This is a genomic window from Haloferula sp. A504, assembly GCF_044385805.1.
Taxonomy (GTDB): Bacteria; Verrucomicrobiota; Verrucomicrobiia; order Verrucomicrobiales; family Akkermansiaceae; genus Haloferula.
Genome location: NZ_JBISBU010000003.1, coordinates 182,223 through 204,115 on the forward strand (window position 1 = coordinate 182,223; position 21,893 = coordinate 204,115).

At 61.4% G+C, this 21,893-nt stretch carries 19 protein-coding genes; 7 read left to right on the forward strand and 12 right to left on the reverse strand.

Annotated elements, in window-relative coordinates; all coding sequences use genetic code 11:
- Positions 1 to 332: 332 nt before the first annotated feature.
- The 8 genes from ACG2LG_RS02820 to ACG2LG_RS02855 form a co-directional block, all read right to left on the reverse strand.
- A complete protein-coding gene (locus tag ACG2LG_RS02820; RefSeq protein WP_396256123.1) occupies positions 333 to 1,556 on the reverse strand; it encodes an FRG domain-containing protein in 1,224 nt (407 codons plus the stop codon).
- A 4-nt stretch (positions 1,557 to 1,560) separates the two neighbouring features.
- Entirely contained in the window at positions 1,561 to 5,466 is a 3,906-nt protein-coding gene (gene pglX, locus ACG2LG_RS02825; protein ID WP_396256124.1) for a BREX-1 system adenine-specific DNA-methyltransferase PglX, read from the reverse strand.
- Between the two features lie 19 nt (positions 5,467 to 5,485).
- Positions 5,486 to 6,673: a hypothetical protein gene (locus ACG2LG_RS02830; RefSeq protein ID WP_396256126.1), complete on the reverse strand. Its 1,188-nt coding sequence runs from the start codon at positions 6,671 to 6,673 to the stop codon at positions 5,486 to 5,488.
- A gap of 2 nt (positions 6,674 to 6,675) precedes the next feature.
- On the reverse strand, positions 6,676 to 10,176 hold the full coding sequence (gene brxC / locus ACG2LG_RS02835; protein ID WP_396256128.1) for a BREX system P-loop protein BrxC: 3,501 nt from the start codon (positions 10,174 to 10,176) through the stop codon (positions 6,676 to 6,678).
- The gene (locus ACG2LG_RS02840; RefSeq protein WP_396256129.1) at positions 10,173 to 10,784 is read right to left on the reverse strand and encodes a DUF1788 domain-containing protein; all 612 of its coding nucleotides are present in this window, start codon (positions 10,782 to 10,784) and stop codon (positions 10,173 to 10,175) included. Before ACG2LG_RS02840 ends, brxC begins: the two co-directional genes overlap by 4 nt.
- Before the next feature lie 3 nt (positions 10,785 to 10,787).
- Positions 10,788 to 11,408, reverse strand: coding sequence for a DUF1819 family protein (locus ACG2LG_RS02845; protein WP_396256130.1), 621 nt, complete (start codon positions 11,406 to 11,408; stop codon positions 10,788 to 10,790).
- A gap of 241 nt (positions 11,409 to 11,649) precedes the next feature.
- The gene (locus tag ACG2LG_RS02850) at positions 11,650 to 12,735 is read right to left on the reverse strand and encodes a tetratricopeptide repeat protein (RefSeq protein ID WP_396256131.1); all 1,086 of its coding nucleotides are present in this window, start codon (positions 12,733 to 12,735) and stop codon (positions 11,650 to 11,652) included.
- Complete coding sequence (locus ACG2LG_RS02855; RefSeq protein ID WP_396256133.1) at positions 12,735 to 13,481, reverse strand: hypothetical protein; 747 nt, start codon at positions 13,479 to 13,481, stop codon at positions 12,735 to 12,737. Before ACG2LG_RS02855 ends, ACG2LG_RS02850 begins: the two co-directional genes overlap by 1 nt.
- A gap of 111 nt (positions 13,482 to 13,592) precedes the next feature.
- On the opposite strand from ACG2LG_RS02855, the gene ACG2LG_RS02860 reads away from it, so the two are divergent.
- The 4 genes from ACG2LG_RS02860 to ACG2LG_RS02875 all read left to right on the forward strand — a co-directional run bounded on the left by ACG2LG_RS02860 (position 13,593) and on the right by ACG2LG_RS02875 (position 16,929).
- Positions 13,593 to 14,174, forward strand: coding sequence for a hypothetical protein (locus ACG2LG_RS02860; protein ID WP_396256135.1), 582 nt, complete (start codon positions 13,593 to 13,595; stop codon positions 14,172 to 14,174).
- A 3-nt stretch (positions 14,175 to 14,177) separates the two neighbouring features.
- Positions 14,178 to 14,687 (forward strand): hypothetical protein, encoded by a 510-nt coding sequence (locus tag ACG2LG_RS02865; RefSeq protein WP_396256136.1) that lies wholly within the window; start codon positions 14,178 to 14,180, stop codon positions 14,685 to 14,687.
- A 67-nt stretch (positions 14,688 to 14,754) separates the two neighbouring features.
- Positions 14,755 to 16,398, forward strand: a complete 1,644-nt coding sequence (locus ACG2LG_RS02870) for a tetratricopeptide repeat protein (protein WP_396256138.1) — start codon at positions 14,755 to 14,757, stop codon at positions 16,396 to 16,398.
- A gap of 111 nt (positions 16,399 to 16,509) precedes the next feature.
- Positions 16,510 to 16,929, forward strand: a complete 420-nt coding sequence (locus ACG2LG_RS02875; protein ID WP_396256139.1) for a DUF2809 domain-containing protein — start codon at positions 16,510 to 16,512, stop codon at positions 16,927 to 16,929.
- Between the two features lie 24 nt (positions 16,930 to 16,953).
- Here the strand turns inward: ACG2LG_RS02875 and ACG2LG_RS02880 are convergent, their stop codons facing one another.
- Together ACG2LG_RS02880 and ACG2LG_RS02885 are read right to left on the reverse strand one after the other, a co-directional pair.
- Entirely contained in the window at positions 16,954 to 17,496 is a 543-nt protein-coding gene (locus tag ACG2LG_RS02880) for a hypothetical protein (RefSeq protein ID WP_396256140.1), read from the reverse strand.
- A gap of 125 nt (positions 17,497 to 17,621) precedes the next feature.
- Positions 17,622 to 17,894, reverse strand: a complete 273-nt coding sequence (locus ACG2LG_RS02885; RefSeq protein WP_396256142.1) for a helix-turn-helix domain-containing protein — start codon at positions 17,892 to 17,894, stop codon at positions 17,622 to 17,624.
- Between the two features lie 119 nt (positions 17,895 to 18,013).
- Here ACG2LG_RS02885 and ACG2LG_RS02890 point away from each other — a divergent pair, with 119 nt between their 5' ends.
- On the forward strand, positions 18,014 to 18,862 hold the full coding sequence (locus tag ACG2LG_RS02890; protein WP_396256143.1) for a choice-of-anchor R domain-containing protein: 849 nt from the start codon (positions 18,014 to 18,016) through the stop codon (positions 18,860 to 18,862).
- A 31-nt stretch (positions 18,863 to 18,893) separates the two neighbouring features.
- The gene (locus ACG2LG_RS02895; RefSeq protein WP_396256145.1) at positions 18,894 to 19,508 is read left to right on the forward strand and encodes a hypothetical protein; all 615 of its coding nucleotides are present in this window, start codon (positions 18,894 to 18,896) and stop codon (positions 19,506 to 19,508) included.
- A 10-nt stretch (positions 19,509 to 19,518) separates the two neighbouring features.
- Here ACG2LG_RS02895 and ACG2LG_RS02900 read toward each other — a convergent pair whose 3' ends face one another.
- Together ACG2LG_RS02900 and ACG2LG_RS02905 are read right to left on the reverse strand one after the other, a co-directional pair.
- Positions 19,519 to 19,935, reverse strand: coding sequence for a hypothetical protein (locus ACG2LG_RS02900; protein WP_396256147.1), 417 nt, complete (start codon positions 19,933 to 19,935; stop codon positions 19,519 to 19,521).
- Between the two features lie 67 nt (positions 19,936 to 20,002).
- The gene (locus ACG2LG_RS02905; RefSeq protein ID WP_396256148.1) at positions 20,003 to 20,428 is read right to left on the reverse strand and encodes a hypothetical protein; all 426 of its coding nucleotides are present in this window, start codon (positions 20,426 to 20,428) and stop codon (positions 20,003 to 20,005) included.
- 713 nt (positions 20,429 to 21,141) lie between these two features.
- On the opposite strand from ACG2LG_RS02905, the gene ACG2LG_RS02910 reads away from it, so the two are divergent.
- Entirely contained in the window at positions 21,142 to 21,876 is a 735-nt protein-coding gene (locus ACG2LG_RS02910) for a hypothetical protein (RefSeq protein WP_396256150.1), read from the forward strand.
- Positions 21,877 to 21,893: the final 17 nt, after the last annotated feature.

Here is a 21,893-nt window from a genome sequence, read left to right on the forward strand (position 1 = left end):
CGCTCCCATGAAGAAACGGTTTTTGCGGTCGAGTCGCCGGTGGAACGGAATGATCGGATTGTAGGTTCCACCCCACAGGAAGCTGCTGATCTGCATTGCCTCCAGCGCCGCTTGGCGATCCCAAGGCGGGATCACGAACCCAATCCGAATGGGTCGAAGCGTGGAAGTGAGTGTGCCAGTGATCATCAGTTCATTGCTTCCTGTTGAATCCCGGGATCATGCCGCGCCCCTGCCGATCTTCGGAAAGCGGATATACCCGACATCATCGACGTCGAGAGCCTCTGTGATGGCGATCTGAATTTGTGGTGACATGGATCAGGCGGGGAACGTTTTTAGGTGGCTTGCCGGGAAGCGATGCGCTGCTTCCGCCTGGATCTCTCCAGCATGCATTGTTTGAATCGATCTAGGTTCGGCATGAGGGTGGTGAGCATGATCCGTTCGTCGTCGAGCAACTCCATCAACTGATCGACCTCCGAATAGGGCAATGTGACTCTCCGAATGTAGTCCCTGATATTGGGTGCATGGTCGCCAGCCTCGGAATGCTTGGCCCGCCAGGTCGCCATCTTCTCTAAGCCGAGATCAATCGTGGGGTATTCACCCGTGAGGATGCGAAATAGATCCGCGTACTCGGGACAAGTGAACAAACCCTCTTGGGCTGCGAGATACGAGGTGGTGTCGGTTTTCTCGACAAACAAGGAATGCGACGAGAGGAGGACTTCGGCCGCTTCCCTGTCGTCTTCTCCTTCTCCCAGCTCCGACTCGGACAACGTGTGATTCCGGAGCATGAAGGGGTTTACCGCGAACACTGCGATCTTCTTATCCTCACCCAATGCGTCCTCGCCCAGCCCGGAGCCTGCGAAGAACGCTGCTTTCCGGGAGTCGTGGCTCCAGTCGAGCAGCCTGGTTGGTACTCCGTGGTGCTGCGCCAGGGCGGCGACCGAGTTCCGCATCGTGAAGTTGGCGACGCTCGGCCAGCTCCTTTCCAAGGCGCGAAAGTGATGATGCTCTTCCTTCGGGATCTCGCGGTATACTTCTTCCGGGATTTCGATCGCCTGAGTTTGAAGAACCTGATCGAAGATCTTGCTCCTGCGATGTTCAAATCCTGGATAAGAGTCTTCGATGTGCTCCGAGAATGAGGCTGCCCAACCAAAATCTTGAACTCGGATGTCGACCGACGAATGGGGAAAAGGAAGTCCCGCGTAGTTTGAGTGCACAATGAACTCCTGAAGCATGCCTAGCTCATTGTTGGATTGACGATGAACATCAGCCACTGCTTCTGGCACGGTTAGCGAGCAGCAATCGAGCATGCAGCTCATGGAGCCGAGGGTATCCACGCCGTAGGTGGCGTTGCTGAGAAGTCGAATCTCCTCACGGGTCGTGCAGTCGGTGCGCCAAGCCGACGGCAATAGCCTCCAGCTAGCATCACGCTGTCCACGGAAGACCCAACGCAACTTGCCTCGCACGAACGTCCGCCAATGTGCCCCTGAGGGGCGGAGGTGCGCGAGAAACTCCTCTGCAGTGGCAAGATCGTCCGTGTAGTCTGCTGGAGTGATCATCGGTTCAATCTTCGCTCTTCATCCCCGGGACCGAAGCCAAGGCTTTGCCGAATTTCGGGTAGTTCGCCTTCACGCCGTCATCGAGGTCGATTTCGAGGCGTTGCTGGGCGAGCGGAAGGAGGACGTCGCGTTCCCATTCGCGGCATTCCTTGAGGGTCTTCTTGAGCTTGGCTTCCTCCTTGGCCGCCGCATTCTTCTCGCGGGCGCTGCTGGCCGTGTCCTGGACGTGCTCCAGGTGCTCGATCCGCGATTCCAGCTTCTTGAGGAAGTCGCGGAGGTAGTCGTTGAGCAGGGTGTTGACGGTGTCCCTGGTGTAGCGGTGGAGGTAGACGAGAGCGCCGAAGCCCTTCTTCGGGCTCTGGAACAGCCAGTAGATCGGGCGCTTCTTGTAGGTCTGGAGGTGGTCCTTGTAAAAGTCGGTGAGGAAGTACTTCCGCAGGTCCTTGCCGAGCGCGTCCTCGATGAAGCGGAGGTTCTCCTCCAGGGTGTCGTCGCCGAAGGTGACGCGGAGGAGTTCTCTTGTCCGGGCGACGATGTCGTCGGTGAACCACTCGCCGTCGAGGAGCGGGACGATGGCGTCGTCGTCGGGAGGAAATGTGATTTCATCCCGAGATCGAGGAATGCGGTGGGCGAAGCATTTGGCCAGATCAAGGAACGCCCCGAGTGTCTCAGGTTCTGCCCACTCCTGAGTGAGGCCATCTTGCACAGAAAATTGTGTCAGGGGACGGTTGAGAACGATCCGGTCTGCGTTCTCCGTGGCGCATGATTCGCAATAGATCATCGGGCGCCCTTTGATCTCGCCTTCCTCCCGGTCGTAGAGATCCGCGAGGATGAAGCGGGCCTCTTCCGTCGGGCCAACTTTGTCGCAGGCAAAGCAAGAGCATTGTGCATCCGGGATGAGCACCACGGACTCGGGATCTTGGATCGCACGCTTCTCATCGAGTGGCTCAGTGCGCTGCCAGGTCTTGGCGAGGTAGTTCTCCACCGTGTCGCCGGCGTCGGCGAGGATGAGGCCGGGGTGGTCGAGGCTGTAGCGGCCCATCATGCAGCCGACGGCGTAGGAGAGGAAGGCGGCCATGTCCTTTTTGGAGTCGGCGCGGGCGAGGGTGATCTCGTCCTCGGGGACTTCGGGTGTCAGCTCGTCCTGCAGGCCGTAGGCGTCGATCCAGAGGCGGTTGTTTTCGGTCTCCAGCTCCTGCATGCGCCGGATGGCGGCGGTGCAGTAGGCGACGTAGTTGGCCCACGACTCAGCGAGGGTGCGGCCCTTCCACGGGCCGCCGGGCTGGCCGGGCTCGACTTCCCAATCTCCGGAGCGCAGCAGCGGCAGGTCGCGGAAGTCCCAACTGGTTTCGAAGTTGTCCCAGTCGGCACGGGCGAGATCTACCAACTCGTCAAAACATTCATTTTTCGAAGCAAGTTGAAGCACCGGTAATGCACATAGGTGCTCTGCTTCAAAATTGAGAGTTGGGGACAATAGCTGTAAGCCGAGTCGTGAAACGCAGGAATTCAAGAGACTACCGAGTTTCGAGATTTCTTTGTCAGTTGTCGGAAACAGAGCCGACCCAGCCACGTCGAAGATGAAACCTGTGGGGAAAAATCGGATAGCGAAGTCACCGGCTCCAATTTTGGACCACGAGATGCATTTCTTGAAATAGCACTGCTGATTCTTCAGTCTGCCCCCAGGGCTTGTTTTGTTTAGCTCATCGTGGAAGGCCTTTATTTCCTCTCCATCGTTCAAGTAGTTGATCACAAATTCTTGATTGCCATACCATTTGCGATACTCACCACCTTTGTTGTAGGGAAACCACTTTAAACCACTGCCTTTGGCAGCCTGCCGACTGTCACAAGCGAATCCAATTTGAGGGAATCCAACCTCATGCCATTGCCGAAGGAACCGAGCATTGTCTGAAGTTGTTGCTCCTTGCAACGGCTTCGAAACATCTTTTAGTGATGTCCCAGTCTTGAACGAATCTAACATAGCTTCGGGTGCCCAATAGGCCACAGGGCTTCCGGGTATTGAAGCGAATGCTGAAGACGAGACTGAGTAACTGATAGCTGATCCCTTCTTGGAAATTGCCTTTTTGAATGCTTCTGATTTCTGCTCCTCGGATGCCCCTTCCACGAGGCGGAAGTATGTAGCAAGTGATTTTCCGGGAGGGTCATTTTGGACTACAAATGCTGTGGCTTGAACAACTTCTCCGGCGATGGAGTCGAAAGCTCGTGAGCCCAAGTGCGCCATCGTCAGCATCCGCTTTCTCATGACAATGGATTTCCGAATCAATTCGAAGCTGGAAAGAAACATCCAGCTCTGCATTGTAATCATCGCATTGTAACCGTGTTCAGCAGCGAGAGAGAATCCGCGGTCGATGAACATGGAGAACAGATCAGCTTTTGATCCTGGATAGAATTCCTTGGCGAAACTCTTGAGTGCTTCAGACATTTGCCTTCCTCCGAGATACGGCGGATTCGCCACCACTATCTGATACCGTTGACTGAGCATCTCTGCCTGATCGGCGACGAGGCGCAGCTTGCGATGCGTGTTTTGCACGAGGAGGTCACCGGCGGGTGGCTGCTCAGCGATCTTCCCCTTGAGGGCGATGAGTTGTTTCCCATCGAGCACAGGCTGGATGAGCGAGCCGAAGGTCTCGGTGTTCTCCCGGAACTGGTGGATCTGGGCGAGTTCGTCATGGCTGAATTTGATGCCGGTGGCGTCGGTGAAGCCCTTCACTTCGTCCGGAGTGAGGGCGACGTCTCGCAGGCACATGATCTGCGGCTGGACGGGACGGCGGAAGGCAGTGCGGGATTGTTCGCGGGCCTTGCAGACAAGAGCGAACTGGGCGAGCTGGGCGGCACGGGGGCAGATTTCCAGGCCGAAGAGGTTGTGGGTGAGGATCTTTTCCGGGATCTCGCTAGGGGCGTGGCCTTCCTCCTCGTAGATTTTCACCAGCAGGTCGAAGGCGTAGGTGAGCATGTGGCCGGAGCCGCAGGCGGGGTCGAGGAGCTTGATTTCCTCGGGCGTGGCGACGGTGAGGCTGTCGGCGGGCGTTTGTCCCTCCCCCTTCGCCGAGGCTTCGGAGGACGAGTCGGGATCCTCGACGTAGTAGGGCATGTGCTCCTTGAGCCGGGAGTTCGGGCGGGAGCGCAGCCAGAGGCGGCCGAGGGAGTTCTCGACGAGGTAGCGGACGATCCAGTGCGGGGTGAAGAGCTGGGTGACGGCGGGGATGTCCTCGCTGGGCACGGCCTTCTTGCGGGCCATGACGGCGTCCTTTTTCTCGGAGATGTAGAACTGGTAGAGCCAGCCGAGGATCTCGACCTCGGCGCAGTCGTCGTCGATGATCTCGGTGCGGAAGCCCTCCGCGACGGAGGTGGCGGTGAGCAGGTCGTCGGGCAGGAGCAGCTCGGTTTCGTCGTCGATGGCCTCGAAGAGGAAGGGCATCAGCGCGTGGTAGCAGCGGCAGGCGGCGAGGATGAGGCCGCGGTAGGCCTCGCCCTGGGGATCGGCCCCGGCAATGGCGGTGGGGAGGCGACCGTCGAGCAGGTCATTGAGGCGCTGGAGGTCGGTGTGAGGGCGGAGTTCCTCAGGCAGGGAGCCTGAGCGGAGGAGCTTGAGGATTTCCGGCTGAGTCTCGTCCCGCGTGGCCGGGGTGAGGACGCGGGCCTTGAAGGGATGCCAGCCCCGGGCATCGAGAAAGCGCAGCGCGGCGAGGCGGTTGAACCAGGTGTAGGCGACGCGTTCGATGAGGGCCTTGCGGTTCTTTTCCGCCTCCCGGCGCAGGGCAGCGACCTGGAGTCCCATCTCCCGGAGGTCCGGGGTGTCGGCGGTGAGGACGTAATCGAGCTTGCGGTCCACCGCCTCCATGAGCTGGGTGCGGACTTCCGGGGCAAAAGACTTGAGGGAGGAGGTGTTCATTCGGGAGCAGCAGATTGGTTCAGATGATTTCAGCGACGGTGGTGAAGAGATCGTGCATACGCCTAACGGCAAGATTCGCGATCCCGGGCCACGCGGACGGGTCGGTGGTATAGCCTCCTTGAGTGCTGATGGATAGCGTGCAGGATTTGCCGCCTTTGGAGCCCGTGCCCACAATCCCCCCTCCAAAGTTGTGGCCTGTGATTCCGAGCCGCTTTCGGAGCGCATTGTAGCGCCGAATTTGGCCCGAAGGGATGAACACAGCGGCCCGAACCTCGTCGCCGACTACGACGTAGTGCCAATTGAGTTCGTTCAGGTTTCCACAGTTGACCTTTGCGCTGGCATTCACGGAAGCGTTGGGAGTCGGAAGCTCCAGCCCGCCCGCGTAAGAGCGGATGTGTTCGGCAGCAACCGTCGTCGCGAGCCCGTGCTTGGCCCCCTTGGCAGCGGGCACTGCATTCGTCCGCTTTTTAGGAGCTCGACGACGGTTTGATCGGGCAAGGAAAAACGACTGGATGTAATTCCTCCAGTCTCCCCCCCTGCCATCGAACAAGGCCATCTCGACCTGCTCGCCCGTCCACTTGAGTTGCTTGCCCAGATCCTCCAAAGCCTGGCAAAACCACTCGTAATCCTCCGAATGAAGATCGGGACGAGGGAACCCTCCAGTGGTAAGGAACTTTTCCGGGCGATTGTCGGGAAACAGAAGATAGGCACTCTTGGCGGTGAATTGGTCAAGAATGTAGGCTGGCTTGTCTCCTTTTCTATTCCTGCGAAGGAAGAATAAGAGCTTGGTATAAAATGAGACCTTGAGCCCTTTGATGTTCCATGCAGCAGATTGGAAGTCTTCGAAAGCCGCCTGACGTGAACTCGTCGAGCTTCGGAGGCTCGAAATCGCTCCTTTGAGTGCAGCGAAGGACTTTCCCTCCAAACTCATTCGGTAATTCGGGGAATCCACTCCCCGTCCCCCCCAAGCCATCGTTGCGGCATAGCAAACAAGGTCATCTGTCGAAGGCTTCCTGCACAATTTCCCCAGACCGTCCCGAGAAAGGGCGTCGTCAGTGATTTCTTTCGGCCAGACGAGCGTGGCATCTGTGATGTCCTCGAGACGTTGACAGTAGCTCCGCGGGCTATCTCCCACCGCCAGCTGAGTAGGCGCCTTCGGAAAGTACTCCTTCAGCTTGGCAAGGTGTTCTGGATGGACCTGGAACATCTTCAAAGGCTGATTCGATGTCCTTTCGCAATTTCTTCGAGCGCAGCCGCTTTCAGCGCTGCCAGCCATGCGTCGAGTTCGGCCTCGGTGCCGATGTAGGGCAGGTTGCAGTCCGCCCGGAGCGAACTGGCTGGAACGTAGGTGGCAGCCGGAGTTGGAGGAGGAGTGGGGTCGCCGGGCTTCTGAGGTTCGGCGGGAGTCGCGAGGCGGGCGGCGAGTTCCAGCTGGGCCGGGTAGTCCTGGTCACGATAGCGGTTCAGTCTGTCGCGGATGGCGGTCAGGAATCGGGCTGAGGCGATGGCGCTGCGGGCCTCCGTGGTCTTCGCGAGAACCTCGGCTTGGTCCGAGGCATCGAGCTTGGTGAAGTCGTCCAAGGCCCGGATCCGCTGCTCGTGATCATCGAGCGCCGAGGTGGCGGCGGCACGCTCGGCGGAAAGCAACTCGTCGATCCGCTGGCGTAATGTCGTCACAGCGGTCTTGGCGGCGGGGATCCCGTTTCCACGATACGGCGCTTCCGCAGCCGCCAGATCACGAAGAGGCTGAACCTCCTCCTGGGGAAGATCCGGGAAGTTCGCCTCTTCCTCCTTGAGGAACGCAATGACCTCATCGTAGGCGACGCGCTGGGCGCCGTGCATAAAGGACTTGATTGGATCGAGGTAGTCCTCCTTCGCGTCGAGCAGCTCGTCCTCGAAGTCCCCCAGGTGATTGAGGAAGTAGGCGTAATCCTTGTCCGCCAACTGGCCGATCCTGTCGGCGGCAGGCTGGAGCTTCCCGAGGAAGGAATAGCGAGTGGTCTGGTCCAGCAAGACGCCGAGATCCCGCTTCTCCCCAGAAAATGCCTCGGCGGTAAGCTGGCCGACAGAGCGGGCATCGGTCCCCCCGTTGGGGCGGTCGAAGAACTCTTGGTGGAAGCGTTTCAGGGCGTTGATCTTGGTGGAATCGAACTGTTCCTGCAGGCGGACCCGAAGGGCACCGTGCTGTCGCGAGTTCTTGAGGCATTCGAGGGCTCCGCGGGCGTCCAGGGGTTCGGTGGTCCGCAACTCGACCTTGCCCATGCGGAAGAGGCGGCCGAGAAGCGTCGCGACGGCCATGGGATACCATCCGTAGGGCCGGCGGCCGAACTGGCGGATCATTTCCTCGGCCGAGGTGCGCTCGCCCTCGTTCTGGTTGCGCTGCACGTAGGTCAGGATCTCCTGCTCCGCCTCCGAGAGCGGCTGCTGACCGCTTGTCAGCAGGTCGTCGTCGCTGAGGAGGGCGGCGGAGAGGGTGTTCTCGTCGTAGTTCCCCTTGAGCATCCGCAGGTTGGGGAAGGCGAACGCGATGAGTTCCTGGGCGGCCTTGTGGAAGCGGTTTCGCGGCTCAGAGTAGCTCAGGCTTTCCAGCTTCGAACCGTTCAGGAAGACGGGCCCCTTCGTGAACAGGTCCGAGCACAGCTCCTTGAGGCCAGTGCGGCGGGTGCTGTTCTGGCGACCGCGCTCGTTGAGGATCGAGCGCCGTGCTTCGTCGGTGCCGGAACCGCTGTTCTGCTGGATGAACTTCTGGGTCTTCAGGAAAAGCCGGACCTCGTCCATCAGGTGCAGGTCGGGCGGCAGCACGAAAACCAGTTCCGGCTTCCCGGTGCATTGCGCGGCCAGGGCGGTCTGGTTCCCGTGGTTCGAGTGTTCCGGGGTAATGATATTGAGAGCGACTTCGGAATCCTTCCCGACAAGCTGATCGTCGAGCTTCCGCGCGTAGGCGTAGTCCTGGCTATTGGCCTCGTAGCGGACCTTGGGGTCCCGCAGGACATCCGAGAAGAGGATGGCCGAGAGCAGCTTGGTCACTTCCGACTCGTCGATGTCGGTGTTCTTGATCTCGACCTCGATGTCCTTTTCGGTGTCGGTGAGGAATTCGTAAACGTCGCTGTTGCGCTGAAGGTAAGACTGGCGCGCCAGCAGTTCGAGGGCCTCCTTGACCACCTTCTCGTGGGCGGCGATGTCTACATCGGGCCGATCAATCAAGAGGATCGCGACGTTTCGCGGCGTGGCCTTGAAAGCCCTTACCCATTTCAAGAGAAACAGGGCTTTGAGACCGCGGACGGCAAGCGGGTTGTCCAGGTTTCTGGCGGCAGCGTGGACCGACGTCAACAGGTCGCCTCGGAGTGTCGAGGCGATCCCTTCGAACATCCGGTCGAAGGTAGCGAGCCCACCGACAGACTCGGAGCGCATCTCCTTCACAACGCTCTGGAAGACTTCCAGCATCGAGCGTTCGCCCACCGAGGTATGACGTCCGGTAAACATGTTATGGCGGGACAGTTGCTCGATACTTCGCTGAAAAAGCTCGAACTGATAGGGATGAAAGGGGTAGAGGTCACAGAATTCGTCACTTCCTCGCCAGCCCTTGTATTGCACCGAGTCGTCGCTGAACCGGTAGAGCGTCACGAGGTTTTCCTTCTCCCTGTCATAGATTGTGGTAAGGCTCTCCGGCTCGGCTTCCGTCTTCGCCAGCAGGCGCTTCTGGATGACCTCCTTCACGTCAGCGCTGGTGAGGCTGGGCCGCGTTTTGAACCGTGCCTGAATCTTGGTAAAATCGTCGCCTTGCTCCTTCTTCAACTCACCCAAGACGGTTTCGAGGTCGCCTTGGGAAGTCACGAGGATCCACGAGCGTCCGTCGCAGATGGTTGAAAGGCTTTCAGCGACCGTCTGCAAATTGAGCATCATTTTCGAATCCTGACCGATGAACTGTCCAACCTCATCAACGAAGAAATTTAGGCGGAAGTCCGGGCCCTGAGAGTCGATGTATTCTTTCACCTGCCGGGCAAAGGACTCGATGGAGACTTTAAAGCTCTCGCGGGACCGGTCGAACAGGCGGAGCGCCTCGTCCTCGGCGACACCCGCAAACTCGGAATACACCTTCGCGAAGGTCTCGTTCTCCAGGTATTCGACATCGATCCGTGCATCCTCCCACGAAGTGCCGGTGGCGCTCTGCCACGCCGCTTTGAACCCGTCGAGCTGCCCCTTCTTCGCCAAGCCGTGCTCGAACTGCGCGATGTGGCCCTGCTTGCCATGGTAGCCGCGGAGTTCATTGAGCACCTTCAGGAACACGCTCAGGATCGGTGCGCCGGGATCACCTCCGATTTGGTCGGCCTTCTGGTCGATATTGAAAAGGACGCTCGTAGCCGGCACTTGGCAGGCCCGCTGAAGGTCCCCCCGCAGGATCTCGTCTTCGATCTTCGGCAGGATGATCTCCGATGGGTGTCGACCGCTGGGGAGCGGGTTGCGGTCGAGCAACAGGGACACGATCTTGAGCAGGTGCGACTTACCTGACCCGAAGAAACCGGAGATCCACACGCCATTCGTGCCGGGCTCATCAAGGTAGCGCTCGACGAACTCGGAGAGCCCCTTGGCGATCTCGCGGGTGATGACGAACTCCTCGACCTCGGTTTCGAGATGGCGTTGGTCGTCAGCCTTGATGACCCCTTCGATGGGGCGTTCGACCGGTTTGACGAATAGTTCCGAGATTCTCATGACTGGTGAAGACGGTATTGATCGAGATTGAAGGCGCGGTAGTAGCCCTTGGCAGGCTGAGTTCCGAAGAGGCGAAGCTGGGAGCCGAGGCCCTTGGTCTGGGTGTATTCACCCGGGAAGAACAAGACCAAGGGGTGGTGCATCATGGACGCCTGGATCTCTTCCAGGAGCTGGTGGGTGCGGAGGAAGGGATAGACGTGTCCGGCTCCCGTCAGGATGGTGATTCTCACGCCAGGCTCCGCCATCTTCTTTGCCAAGGCCGGCACCACCACCTTGCCGGGGTCGGCGAGATTCGACATCAGCTCCGTCATCTTCTGGCGGGTCAGCGAAGGTTCCTTCTCGGTGATCCGGGAGAGGCGTCCGGAGGCTTTCAGCAGTTCGACGATCAGGTCGAAGAGGTCGACATGAGTGGTCGAGATCCCCGCGTTGTTCATCCTCGCCACCAGCGACCTGACAAGTGAGGACATGAGTTCCTCTTCAGCGACCGGATACGGCTGAATGAAGATGGGCACCTCGTTGCCGAGGCCCTCCATGTCGAGAAAGCGCGTGCTGCTCAGAATATCGAACAGCCTCTCGGAGATTTCGCTTGGGGATAGGGACGTCGACATGGATCAGATTTGGGCTTCGGGGACAAGGAAGGCAGCCAGCCAGCGTGGATCGTCGGCCCTGATGGCATCTTCCACTTCGGGGGGCACGATTGGACGCGCCAGAGACCCCAGTTCCGGCCCCTTCACGAGGATTCCCACTTCTCGGAGCATCCGCAGGACGACGCGCTGGATCTTTCCCTGGGTCGTGTCACTGAGGGCTTCGACTTCGGGGTGACGAACCGCCTTCTCCTCGACGAACGATTCGTAATCGGACGCCCGGAGGACGGCATCATGGAGGTCGAGTTTGGAGCGAAGCAGCTCGGATGCGAAATCATGCAGGAAGGTGTGGCGTTTCACCGCAGCCAGCCATGACAGGGCAACCCTGCTCTCCAGCGTGCCGGTATTGAGGAGTGCCAGTTCCTCGGGCGTGAGAGTCTCAAGCCGCGGCCGCAGTTCCCTTTCGAGGCGGTTGCTGCTCGCGCTGGATCGGCACTGGAGCGCGTTGGTCTCCAGAACCACATCACGCGTCTGCTCCCAGGACCCGTGCTCAAAATACAGCTCAGCCATGACGCCTGCCAGCTCGGGGCGCAGGGAGGCGGCGGTGAAGCCGAAGCTGTAGGGGTTCGTGGGTGCGGTTCGTGGCATGAGCGGATGCTTAATCGGGGCCTTCCTAGCAAGCTGGGTGGGACACTTACAGGGGCAGTCCCATATGGTCGGGTGTGATTCTGCTTCTCGAATTCAGGGGCCATCGTGGGGGGGGCGGGGAGGAAATGGAAGAGTAGACGCTGACCCACAGTTAGAATCTGAGACTTTGACGGAGTGCCTTCAGCCCGGAGCACATGGCTGAGGACCGCAAGAGATTCTGGAGGCGGACTTGGGGAGCATTCTATCTCGTGTCAGCCCGCCTCCTCGCCTCCGCATACTCCGCCGACAGGTCGATGCCGATGTCCACGGACGGGTCGATGCGCTGGAAGCCGGCGTATTCGAGGCACAGCAGCTCCAGTCCGGAGAACTTCCCTGGAAGGTTGCGCAGGGTGTGGACCGGCTCGCGGTTGCGAATGGAGAGGCCCTTGGAGCCGAGCATGGCGATCTCGAAGGTGAGGTCGCGGACCTGCTCGTCGGTCATGGTGGCGAAGCGCTTCAGGGCCTCGACAAGATGGGCGACGGCTTCCTCGCGGAGTTCCGGGGGCTCTGCCGAGGTGAAGCGGTCGGAGGCGATCCGGGTAAGCCGTTGCTCGGCGCGTCCGGCCAGCGTGCCGCTCTTGTCGAGCGAGATCACCCGGCGGTAGGCGGTTTCGGCCTCGTCGGTCACGCCGGTCTGTTCGAGGGCCATCGCGATGTTGAGCCACGCCTCGGGATCGTCTTGGAGCAGGACCACGGCGGCCTTGAGGTGTTCGAGCCCCTCCTCGACGCGCCCGTTCTGGGCGAGGGCCGCGCCGAGGTTCTTGCGGGCGAGGCCGTCCTGAGCGTCGCGCTCCACCGCGACGCGGAAGGCGGCGATGGCCTCGTCCCAGCGACCGGCTCGTCCGCAGGCCACCCCGAGGGCGATGTTTCCGCCGGGATAGTCGGGGTGGGAAGCAGTGAGTTTTCCAAGCAGTTGGACCGCCTCCTCGGTCTGCCCCCCGTTCCCGAGCGCCATGCCGAGGTTGAAGAGGGCGTCCGGGTCGTCCGGGTTGCGCTTCAGGGCGACGCGGAGCATGGCGATGCCCTTCTCCGTGTCGCCCTCGCGGAGCTGGTCGGCGGCACGCTCGGTGAGTGGAACCGGCTCCGCCTGCTCGACCCACTGCAGGATGACGAGGTCCTCGCTGATGGCAATCTGGGCGGCTCCCCCGTGCGGAGCGAACTGCCGGGTGAAATACTCGCGCACCGCTTCCTGGAACGCCTCGCCCTTCAACGCCCGTTGCTGCTGCGGGAGCTGGTTGCGGTCGAACTCGTCGAGCGCGAAGCGGATGTCATGGGGAAGCTCGGCCATCAGTCGGTGGACGGTTCAGTGTGGAAGTGGAACGCGCCGCCAAGGTCGAGGGTGGCGGCCCAGCAGATGACGAGGTCCCGGTCGGTGGAAGGGTCGTCATCGACCACTTCGAGGGCGGAGATCAGCTCCTCGGCCCGGTCGCGGTAGCCAAGGGCATCGAAGGGGATGGCGTAGCGCGGCTCGTCGTGGACGCCGGCCCAGTGGATCGCGAAGGCGGCATTCATCGTGGTGTTCGCGTCGACGATGCCGCGCGGGAATTTTCCCCGGAACTGAGGAGCGAGCGCCTTCTCCATCTCGGCGAGCTGGGCGACGATCTCGCCGTGCTGCTGCTGGCGGAGGCCGGGAAACTCCTCGCGGATGGCTGCATCGACCCGGAAGCCGACCGGAAAGCTGCGGAGCTGGTTGATGACCTGCCCGACCATGTTGCGGGCGAAGTCGTCGGGAAAGACATCGAGACCAAGCTGTTGGATCGCCACGTCCTGCTCGGCGGAGGTTCCGGCGAGGTCCCAGCGTTCACCCGGCGGCAGGGCCAGTCGTCGCCGCAGGAACATGAGCTGGCTCGCGACCAGATAGTCGAGGTTGCGGATCCCCGGCTTGAAGCGGATCAGGTGGGCGGGTGCCTCGCCTCGCGCCGGGACCACCGTGGCCCGCAACTGCATCCCCGGCTCCTCGGAGGCGTGCACCGGGCGGCCCGAGGTGGTCTCGACCTGCTCGATGAGTTGCTGGACTTCGGGGGAGAAAGGCATGCGGCTTCAGCGCTTCCGGGCGCCGGGCAAGGCTGGCGGTCGCGGGAAGCCGACGCAAGCACCGGTGGATTCTCTGGCCATGTGCTCAGGGTGGCGGGTAGCGTCGCGCCCGTGAAGCGGAAGCGACAACAGGACGACCCGGAACGGCTGGAAAAGCTGGCCGCCCAGGCACAGGACTACGCGCTGCACATGATGCGCACGGTCGGCTCCGTATTGCCGACGGTGATCGCCGACACCGACGAGGGCTACGTTTTCTGCATGCCGACCGAGCTGGCCGACGACGAGGCCAAGGACCGCTTCGCCGAGGTGGCGCGTCTCTTTGCCGTGGCCTGTCGGGCACGGGCGCTGGTGATGATCGTCGAGTCGTGGGTGCGACTTCCGGATGCCTCCGGTCACCTGGACACCAGCGTCGCACCGTCCGAGTCACCCGACCGCCGGGAAATGGTGGCGCTGTTGCTGGAGGATGCCGACCACGCCGCCACCCGGCTGATCCCCATCGTCCGCCATGAGCAGGGGGGCTTCGCCGGCTTCGGTGACGGTGGTGCGCTGGACTACGGCGAGGGCGAGGGACGATTCTCCCAGCTGATGCCGAAGCACAAGCCCGGGTCGGCGGACGTGGACAAGGCACGCCGCCAGCTTGAGCTTCTCGGCATGCGGATCGAGAACCGGGGCTTCGACCCGTCGATGAACTGAGTCATGGAGGAGAGCGACCAGGGCATCGTGGTGGTCTTTCGCGAGCAGCAGGTGCGGCAGCGCAAGCTCGCGCACTTCCTCAAGCACTACGGCCTCGAAGCGCTGCCCGAGGGCCCGGAGCTGGCCGAGCTGATGGGAACCTTCCAGTTCTTCGTCGAGGGCTGGGACGACGTGCCGGAGGAGATCTACGCGATTCCCGAGATCCGGAAGTTCTACGCCCACCTCCACAAGGTGTGGCCCTACTGGTTTTTCTTCTGCGACCTGCGGACCGAGACGCTCAAGATGATGACGCTCTGCCTGATGCCGACGCTGGAGGCCTTCAAGCGCCTGGGTGAGCCGGAGGCAGCGGTGCAGTGCGACCCCATGGAGCTGCTGCGCTTCATCCAGCGGAACTTCGGGCCGATGAATCTCATGATGGAGAAGGCCGGGATGAGCGAGATGGACATCTACCAGCGGTCGGGCGACATCATGCGCTATTTTGGCCTACCCTATGACGCCCCGCCGCCGGAGTAGGGTGTCGGGCTTCTGCTCTCGGGGAAATCGCGGTGACACCCCCGGCGTCGCCCGCCACACTCCGCGCGTGACGATCTCCTTCCACCTCGACGACCTGCGCAAGACCGCCGCTGGAGTGCCCCTCGGCCCTGCGGACAAGGAGGCGCTGGAAGCACTCGGACATCCGGACGGCGAGGCGGCGGAGGCCGAACTGCGCCGGCTGCTGGGCCGGGTGGCGGACGGAGCGGCGGTCCGGTTGGAGGACGGCATGGTCACGCTGACCTGGCCGGAGGCTCCCGACGAGAATACCGCCGAGGCCGAGCGGCTGATGAGCCGAGCGGTCGAGCGTGCCCGCAAGGGCGAGCTGTCCAAGGCCGTGGGTATCCTTGGCCGGGTGCTCGAACTCGACCCCGGACGCCACGACGCCCGACGGAACCTGGCGATGGCGCTCAACGAGCTCGGTCGGGGCGAGGAGGCGGAGGACGCCCTGCTCGACGTGCTGAAGGTCGACCCCACCGACGCCGAGGCGCTGGTCATCCTGGGCAACCGCTACGCCCGCATGGAGGATCGCGGCGAGGAGGCTCGTCGGCTTTTCGAGCGGGCCTGCGAGCTGGAGCCCGACAACCCCGTCGCGGGCAACAGCCTGGCCGGGGCGCTGCTGGAGGCCGGACTCGACCGGGAGGCGCTGGAGGAGTTCGACCGGGTGCTCGGCATCGACCCCGGCTTCGCCAACGCCCACTACGGGCGCTCGATGGTCTTCCTCGGGCGTGAGGCCGTTCCTGAGGCGCTGGCAGCGTTGCGGGCGATGTTCGCCAAGTGCGAACTGTCCGACCCTCGGCTCGGGCGGATGCTGGAGGCTGCCCGCGACACCTTCCTCAAGCTGACCAACATCGTCGGCAACGACCGCGCGGAGGAGGCGCGACAGGTGGCTGAGGAGCTGCGGAAGAGGGCCGAAGAGGAATCCGGGGTGCCGGTGAGGGTGGTTGAGGAGAAGTTGGAAGGAACGCTTCATTCATCGGTGGAGTTCGCTTGGGACCACGGTCTCGATCATCACAAGGTCGCGATCCAGAGCCAGCTTCCGGCGGTGATGCTCAAGCATCACGCGTTGGCGCACGAGGCCTGGCACATCCTGCTGGAGTCGGGGGCCCGGGAGGCGGATTGTCGCCGTCTGTTTGTGGTCACCAGGGAAGGAATCGACGCGGCGGTCGAGTCGATGCACGGTGAGATCCGCCGGATCGTCCGCAAGGGGAACTACGACGAGGGGAAGTATCTCGCGATGATCCGGGAGACGGTCAACAACACCCTCGACCGATTGCTCCGCCTGCCGACGGACATGGCCATCGAACGCCAACTCGCGGAAGTGGAGGCATTGCGCGAGGCTCAGTTCTGCGCCCTGACCCTTCAGGCGCACAACGCCGCCTCGATGACCCTCGCGAAGGGGAAGCGCGAGGTTCTTCCCGCTGCAATGCTGAAGCGTGTCGATGCCTTGAACGGCGCGATGGCGGTCTTCATCGACCGTCTCACCCGGGGTGCCACGGATTTCGCCCGTCTCTACCAATCAACCGGCAACCTCCCGCTGGCCAGCAAGCTCGAGGAGTTGGTCCGGGTTCGACTGGACGAGGGTGATGCCGGGGACGGACTCAAGCCGGGTGCATGGTATGGCCTGGTCGATGAAGTCGCCGGGGTGCTCGGGATGAAGGGGTGGCATGAGTGGTCGGGCGAGGGAGAGTGAAGGTGCCGGAAGTGTCACTGATCGGTAACGTTTGCGGGACGAGACTTCACCGTGATTTCATGCCGCCCACATACCGGCTGCCGAGCTTCCTGCGAGACTCTCGCCATTGAGATGAACCCGGAAGAAGCCCATCGACGAAGCCTACTGCGATACGCGGCCCTGATCGGACTCACCATCGCCGCCGGGCTCGCCTCGCGGTCGTCCCTTGCCGTCCACCTGCCCGCCTTCATCGCCACCTACGCCGGCGACACGCTGTGGGCGCTGACCTTGTTCCTGGTAATCGCTTTTGTTTTCCCGGGGATGACGACAAGGAAGATCGCGGTGATGGCGCTGGCTCTGTCCTTCGCCGTCGAGTTCAGCCAACTCTACCAGGCCGGGTGGATCAACGCGGTGAGGGACACCCGGATCGGCGCGCTTGTGCTCGGCCACGGGTTCCTGTGGAGCGATCTGCTCTGCTATGCGGTGGGAGTTGGTGCGGGAGCATGTCTTCAGCTTCCCCTGAGGGCACCGGAACATTCGAAAGCGCGGTGATTTTCTTCGGAGGGTAGCAGGGTCTCACCACCTCTCCGATCCACTCCCGTGACCGTCGAAATCCAGCAAACCCTGTTCAGCCAGGTCTTCCGCGATGACCTTGATCAGCGTCCGTTGGTGAGCCAGGATGAAGGGTGCCAGTCCCGAGGCGACGAGATCCTCGGCATCCTCCACTATCAGCGCGCGCAGGGCATCCTCGGTGCTTGTCCCGGCTGGCAGATCGACGACTTTGCTCCACGCCGGCTGGATTGAGCAGGGGAGCGAGCAGGGTCCAAGCCCCAGGCGGTAGTCGAGGGCGCGCAGGTGCAGCACCGGGTCGCGCGGCAGCACCCGGGGGAAGCGGAGCAGCGCCGCAGCGGATACGCGGACTTGGGCGTCGCAGGTTCCCTCCGCCGGGACGGTGAGGGTGCCACCGCCAAGCTCGATGTGGAGCATTTCGCCATCGTGGGAAAGCACCGCCTCCTCGCGCCTCCGTCTGGGCAGCGCACGGTCGAGCCGGCGCAGCGCCGTGCCGAAGTCGGCGGTGCGGGTGCGGAGGTCGAAGGTGAGCGTCTGGACGGGGAGCATGAGGGGGTGGATCCTACCTCCCGGGTCGGAGAAGTGCCGCTACAAAGATGGGGGATTTTCGCCAGTCCGAGGGAATGGTCCCAGCTGCTGCGACTCGGTCGTGAACTCTGGATCACCACCCCAAATCACCTCTCCAGCACCTGCCCCAGCTCGAGCTTCTGCACCCTCCCCGGGAACAGGTCGCCGATCTCGCAGCCGAGCACGCCTTTGAGAATCCAGAGTTCGGCGTCCGACACGCGGCGCAGCCGGGCCTCGACCTTGGACAGTCCGCCCCGGCTGAGATCCCAGCCGGCGAGCTGAAGTTTCGCCGCGAGGGTCTCCTGCGATAGCCCGGCCTGCACCCGTAGCGTTCGGACCCGGGGACCGACGAGATTGCGTGGGGACGGTTGCTCCGGCATCGGAGCTTGACCTTAGCCGTTTCGAATCGTGATATTGCTCTGACAGCGGAGCACTTTCACGGTGGGAATCGCCGCTCCTGATTGGGCTCGTGGCTGTCGTCCACAGCCCCCAGAAAGCGATGACCTCCCGCCTCCTTCCCGGCATTGCCGCAGCGGCAGCTCTGATCCTGCCATGCTTCGCGACACCACTCGTGCTCTTCGATAGCATTGGCTCACCCCAGACGGGGGAAGAGTTCAACTCCGGCACCGACAGTCCCGGCGATAGGGCCGGTCAACACTTCACGACGGGGGGCTTCAGCGTGGTACTGAACGAGGTCACAGCGCGTCTTTCAGTGGCGCGTCATGGTCTGTGCAGGTTCTCAATCTTTGAAGGGAGCGCGGACCGTCCCGATGGAGCTCAGATTGCCGTTCTATTCGATGGATGGTCGACATCGCTTGGGACCTTCCCCAACGGGACGGAGTATGTGACCTTCAGTGGCCTGAGCCTGTCGTTGCAGCCGGGCAAGGACTACTGGGTGGCACTCACCAACACCCACGATGGTCCGCCAAGCACTGCGGGCATCTTTGATTGGAAAGGGCGCTCAACCCCGGGAAGCGGTGCCGGATTCTCTTCCAAGAGCGTGTTTGGCCCATCCACCTGCACGAGCTGTTCATGGAACGAAATGTCCGCCCCCCTGATGATGACGATGAAGGTCGCCTATCCCGCAGGCGCGACGCTTTCGACCAACGGCATCACCGTGGAGGACGACACAGGCTTTAAGTGGGTGAATCTCAACGTCGGGGTGAAGAACGGGCCGCTACCGCTCGCCGACTTGCGGGTGCTTTGGTCGCCGGATCTGACCGGGCCGTGGAACGAGCTGGGGACCATCCCCGGCGACGGAACGACCTTCAGCGGGAACGTGGAGCTCCCGGACGATCCGGTTGGGGGGCCGGTGAAGAGGGCGTTCTTCATCGCTGAGGCAAGATGATCGTAGTGGGCAGGAGCACATCACCTAGATCATGAGCAAGGCGTCGAGATCGAAAGGGTTTGTCGGACTACTCCTGCTTCTGGCCTGCGTGTCAACGAGCCAAGGGGTGCTGGTTTCTTACAGCTTCACGGGAACCTTCACCTCGGACTTCGGCACGATTTCGGCAGGGGCTGTTGTGACAGGCGGTTTCAGCTACCAAGTCCCCCAGACTGGGACAGTAAGCTATCCCACGTGGGCTCACTACGTCTATGAAACGGCTTGGTTCCGGGTCGAGACGGCAGAGTTTTCTTCCGTGGCTGATCTCATCGTGATCCGCAACGGAACATACGGTCGGGACGACTTTCAGCTCCTATTGGATCCCGATATTGTCCTGGGCGGGATCAGCCTAGCGGACTACACGCCGCTGCAGATCGTCCTTCACGACTACGACGAGTCGATCTTTTCTTCGACCGAGTTGCCGATGGTATTGCCGAATCTTTCTGAGTTTGAAGATCCCCGGATAGGCGCCACGTCAACAGCTCAGTCCCAGTCCACTGAGAATTTGTGGATTGCCATCACTGAACTAAACGCGGTGCCTGAAGCCTCGTCCGCCCTACTCGCCACGTTCTCAGTGGTGATCTGCGTCTTCGCCCGCAGGCGAGAATAGCGCTTGTGAATCAGGACTGATCAGCTTCGCCAAACGCCGCCCTGAAGGCCTTCCACACCGCCTCGCTCACCGTCGCGTAGGCCACAGCTTCACGGCTGAAATCGTCCTCCGCTTCCGCGAAGCAGAACGCATCGGCCATCAAATTTTTCCCCGCCTGGTAAATCGCATCCACGCACCTGCCCAACGCCTCCAGCTCGTTCTCGTCGATGAGCTGGACCGGGAGCTCGGGATCGTAGTCGGGCAGTTCACCGTCGCCGATCTCGGCCCGGGCCTCGGTGACCGTGATGGCAGCTTCGAGCAGGGGGATCAGGTGAGGAGATCTAACGTTGCGTGCCTGCCAGAGGGGGAGGAGCTGGCGTGCTATCCGGGCGAGACTGGCTACCTTGGGCCAGCGCTTGGTGGCAGGGGATTCGGAGGTTGTGCTCATTGCCTCCGATTCTGGCCTGGCCTGCGCCGGAGGTACAGCGGAATCGTCCCTGAATTGAGCGTGTCGCTCAGGCAGCCGCCGAGTGTGCCTCATGCCCTTCCAGGGCTGCGTGGAACGCATTATAGACAGTCTCTGCTACCACGAAGTAGGTGATGGCTTCCTCGCCGAAACCCGCTTCCATAGGCGGTATCGCTGCCTCAATGAGCATCTCCCGGGCATTGGAGTAGTTGGCATCTACGCAGGTGCGAACGTGTTCGAGCCTTGCCTCGTCAAACAGTTCCTCAGGCAAACTAGGATCATGCTCTGGAAGTGGATTGTTTCCTATCTCCGCCCTTGCCTCGGCAAAGCTGATCGCGGACTCGAAGATCGGAAGGGTGCGTGGAGGATTCGTGTCGAATCGCTCGAAGAGGTCCACGAAGCCGCGAGCGATGAAGGCTAGATTGCCTACCTCCTCCCAGTGGATGGAGTCGGGGAAGATCGAGATCTTTTTCATGCCCGTATTGTCGCCTGGGACGGTGGCAAGGTACAGCGCAAAAGGCTGGATCCGGGGGATCTTGGCAAATGACAAATGGGGCGTCTTTCCGGGCCTCGAATGATGTCGCTTCCAGGCCTAGGCGCTTGGCGACCTGTGTCAGCGTCAGGCCCTCTTGGAACTTGAGACGGACCACTGCGTCCCGGGTGATCTGACCGACGACCTGCTTCTTAACCCCGGTCCGTGCGAAGCCCTTGGCGACCGTGCGGGGTTGGCCACGATTTTTTCTGGACCTCGCGGGGAAATGTGATTTCGTATCCGCTGTTGGGTCTGGAAAGGCCTGACAAAACTGAAATCCAAGGTGCACAGCACATCGACATTATCGCCCGCTTCAGAAGGGCGTGCAGCAGACGGGTCCCGTCCGGGAGCCGCACTTAAAGACTCCCATCTGGGAGCCGCCGGTAATACTGTGCCGGCGTTCGCCATCCCACTTTCGTTTATCCGGGAGTCGTGGGCCCGAGGCTGATCCTTTTGACCCGTTCGACGGGAGAGGCCTGAATGGCACTATGTGAATCGGTCGATTTGAGACCGAAATTTGATCCTGAAGTGATCAGCGAGGCGCGTTGATGTCCGTTCGTCGGAGCAGCGTGCCCATTTGAGCCCCGGAGACGGTGGACGAGGTGGTCCCCGTCCGAAGGTGGCTGCTGTTGGCCGACACGAGGCTCTCGTGCGGCATGACTGGGATCACGGTTCTAACGGATCCGGCGACTCCCACCAATAGACAATTGTGTATTCAAATCAGTGAAACCAAAAATCAAATAGAAATGAAAGACAAAGCTGACGCTTCAAAAAGCGTCACCAAAGAGGGCGCTCATCAAAGCGCCAATGATCACGACGCCAATGCTGGTGCCGTGAAGACGAGCGGCTCTGAAGGAGTCGTTGCCGAACCCGTTGACAACTGCTCTGACGGCGGAAGCGTGCAAAGCCACGAGGTCGCAGAGCAACGCGTTGTGATTCCTGGGAAACAGGGATCTGCCAAAGATGGGGTGGTTGAAGTCCTCTATCGCATTGATGGCGTTTCGCCCGGATTGCGGCAGGAGGATGTTGAATGGAAGGACTACTCCGCTCCGTTCGACCCGCTGCCGGTGGAAATGTTTGAAGGGCCGTGCGAGGTGCTGGAAAGCATATACAACCAACCGGAGAAGTATTGCGGATCGGGTCTGCGGCAACTGCAGCGGCACGATATCCTCCATGTGGTGTTCTCCCAGGAGAACCTGAGGAACGTGGCTCTAATCGTTGCAGATCTGGACGTCGATGATCAGCTGTCATATGACGGCTGTCGATGTCTCGTGCAAGGACCAGGGGCCAGGTGCCCGTTCGTCTTGATTCCATTACGCAAGACTATGGATCCATTCCATACTCCAGTGTCGTTGTTCCAACGCCCTGACTGCTCGGACGAGGAGCAGTGAAGCTGGTGTGCCGGAAA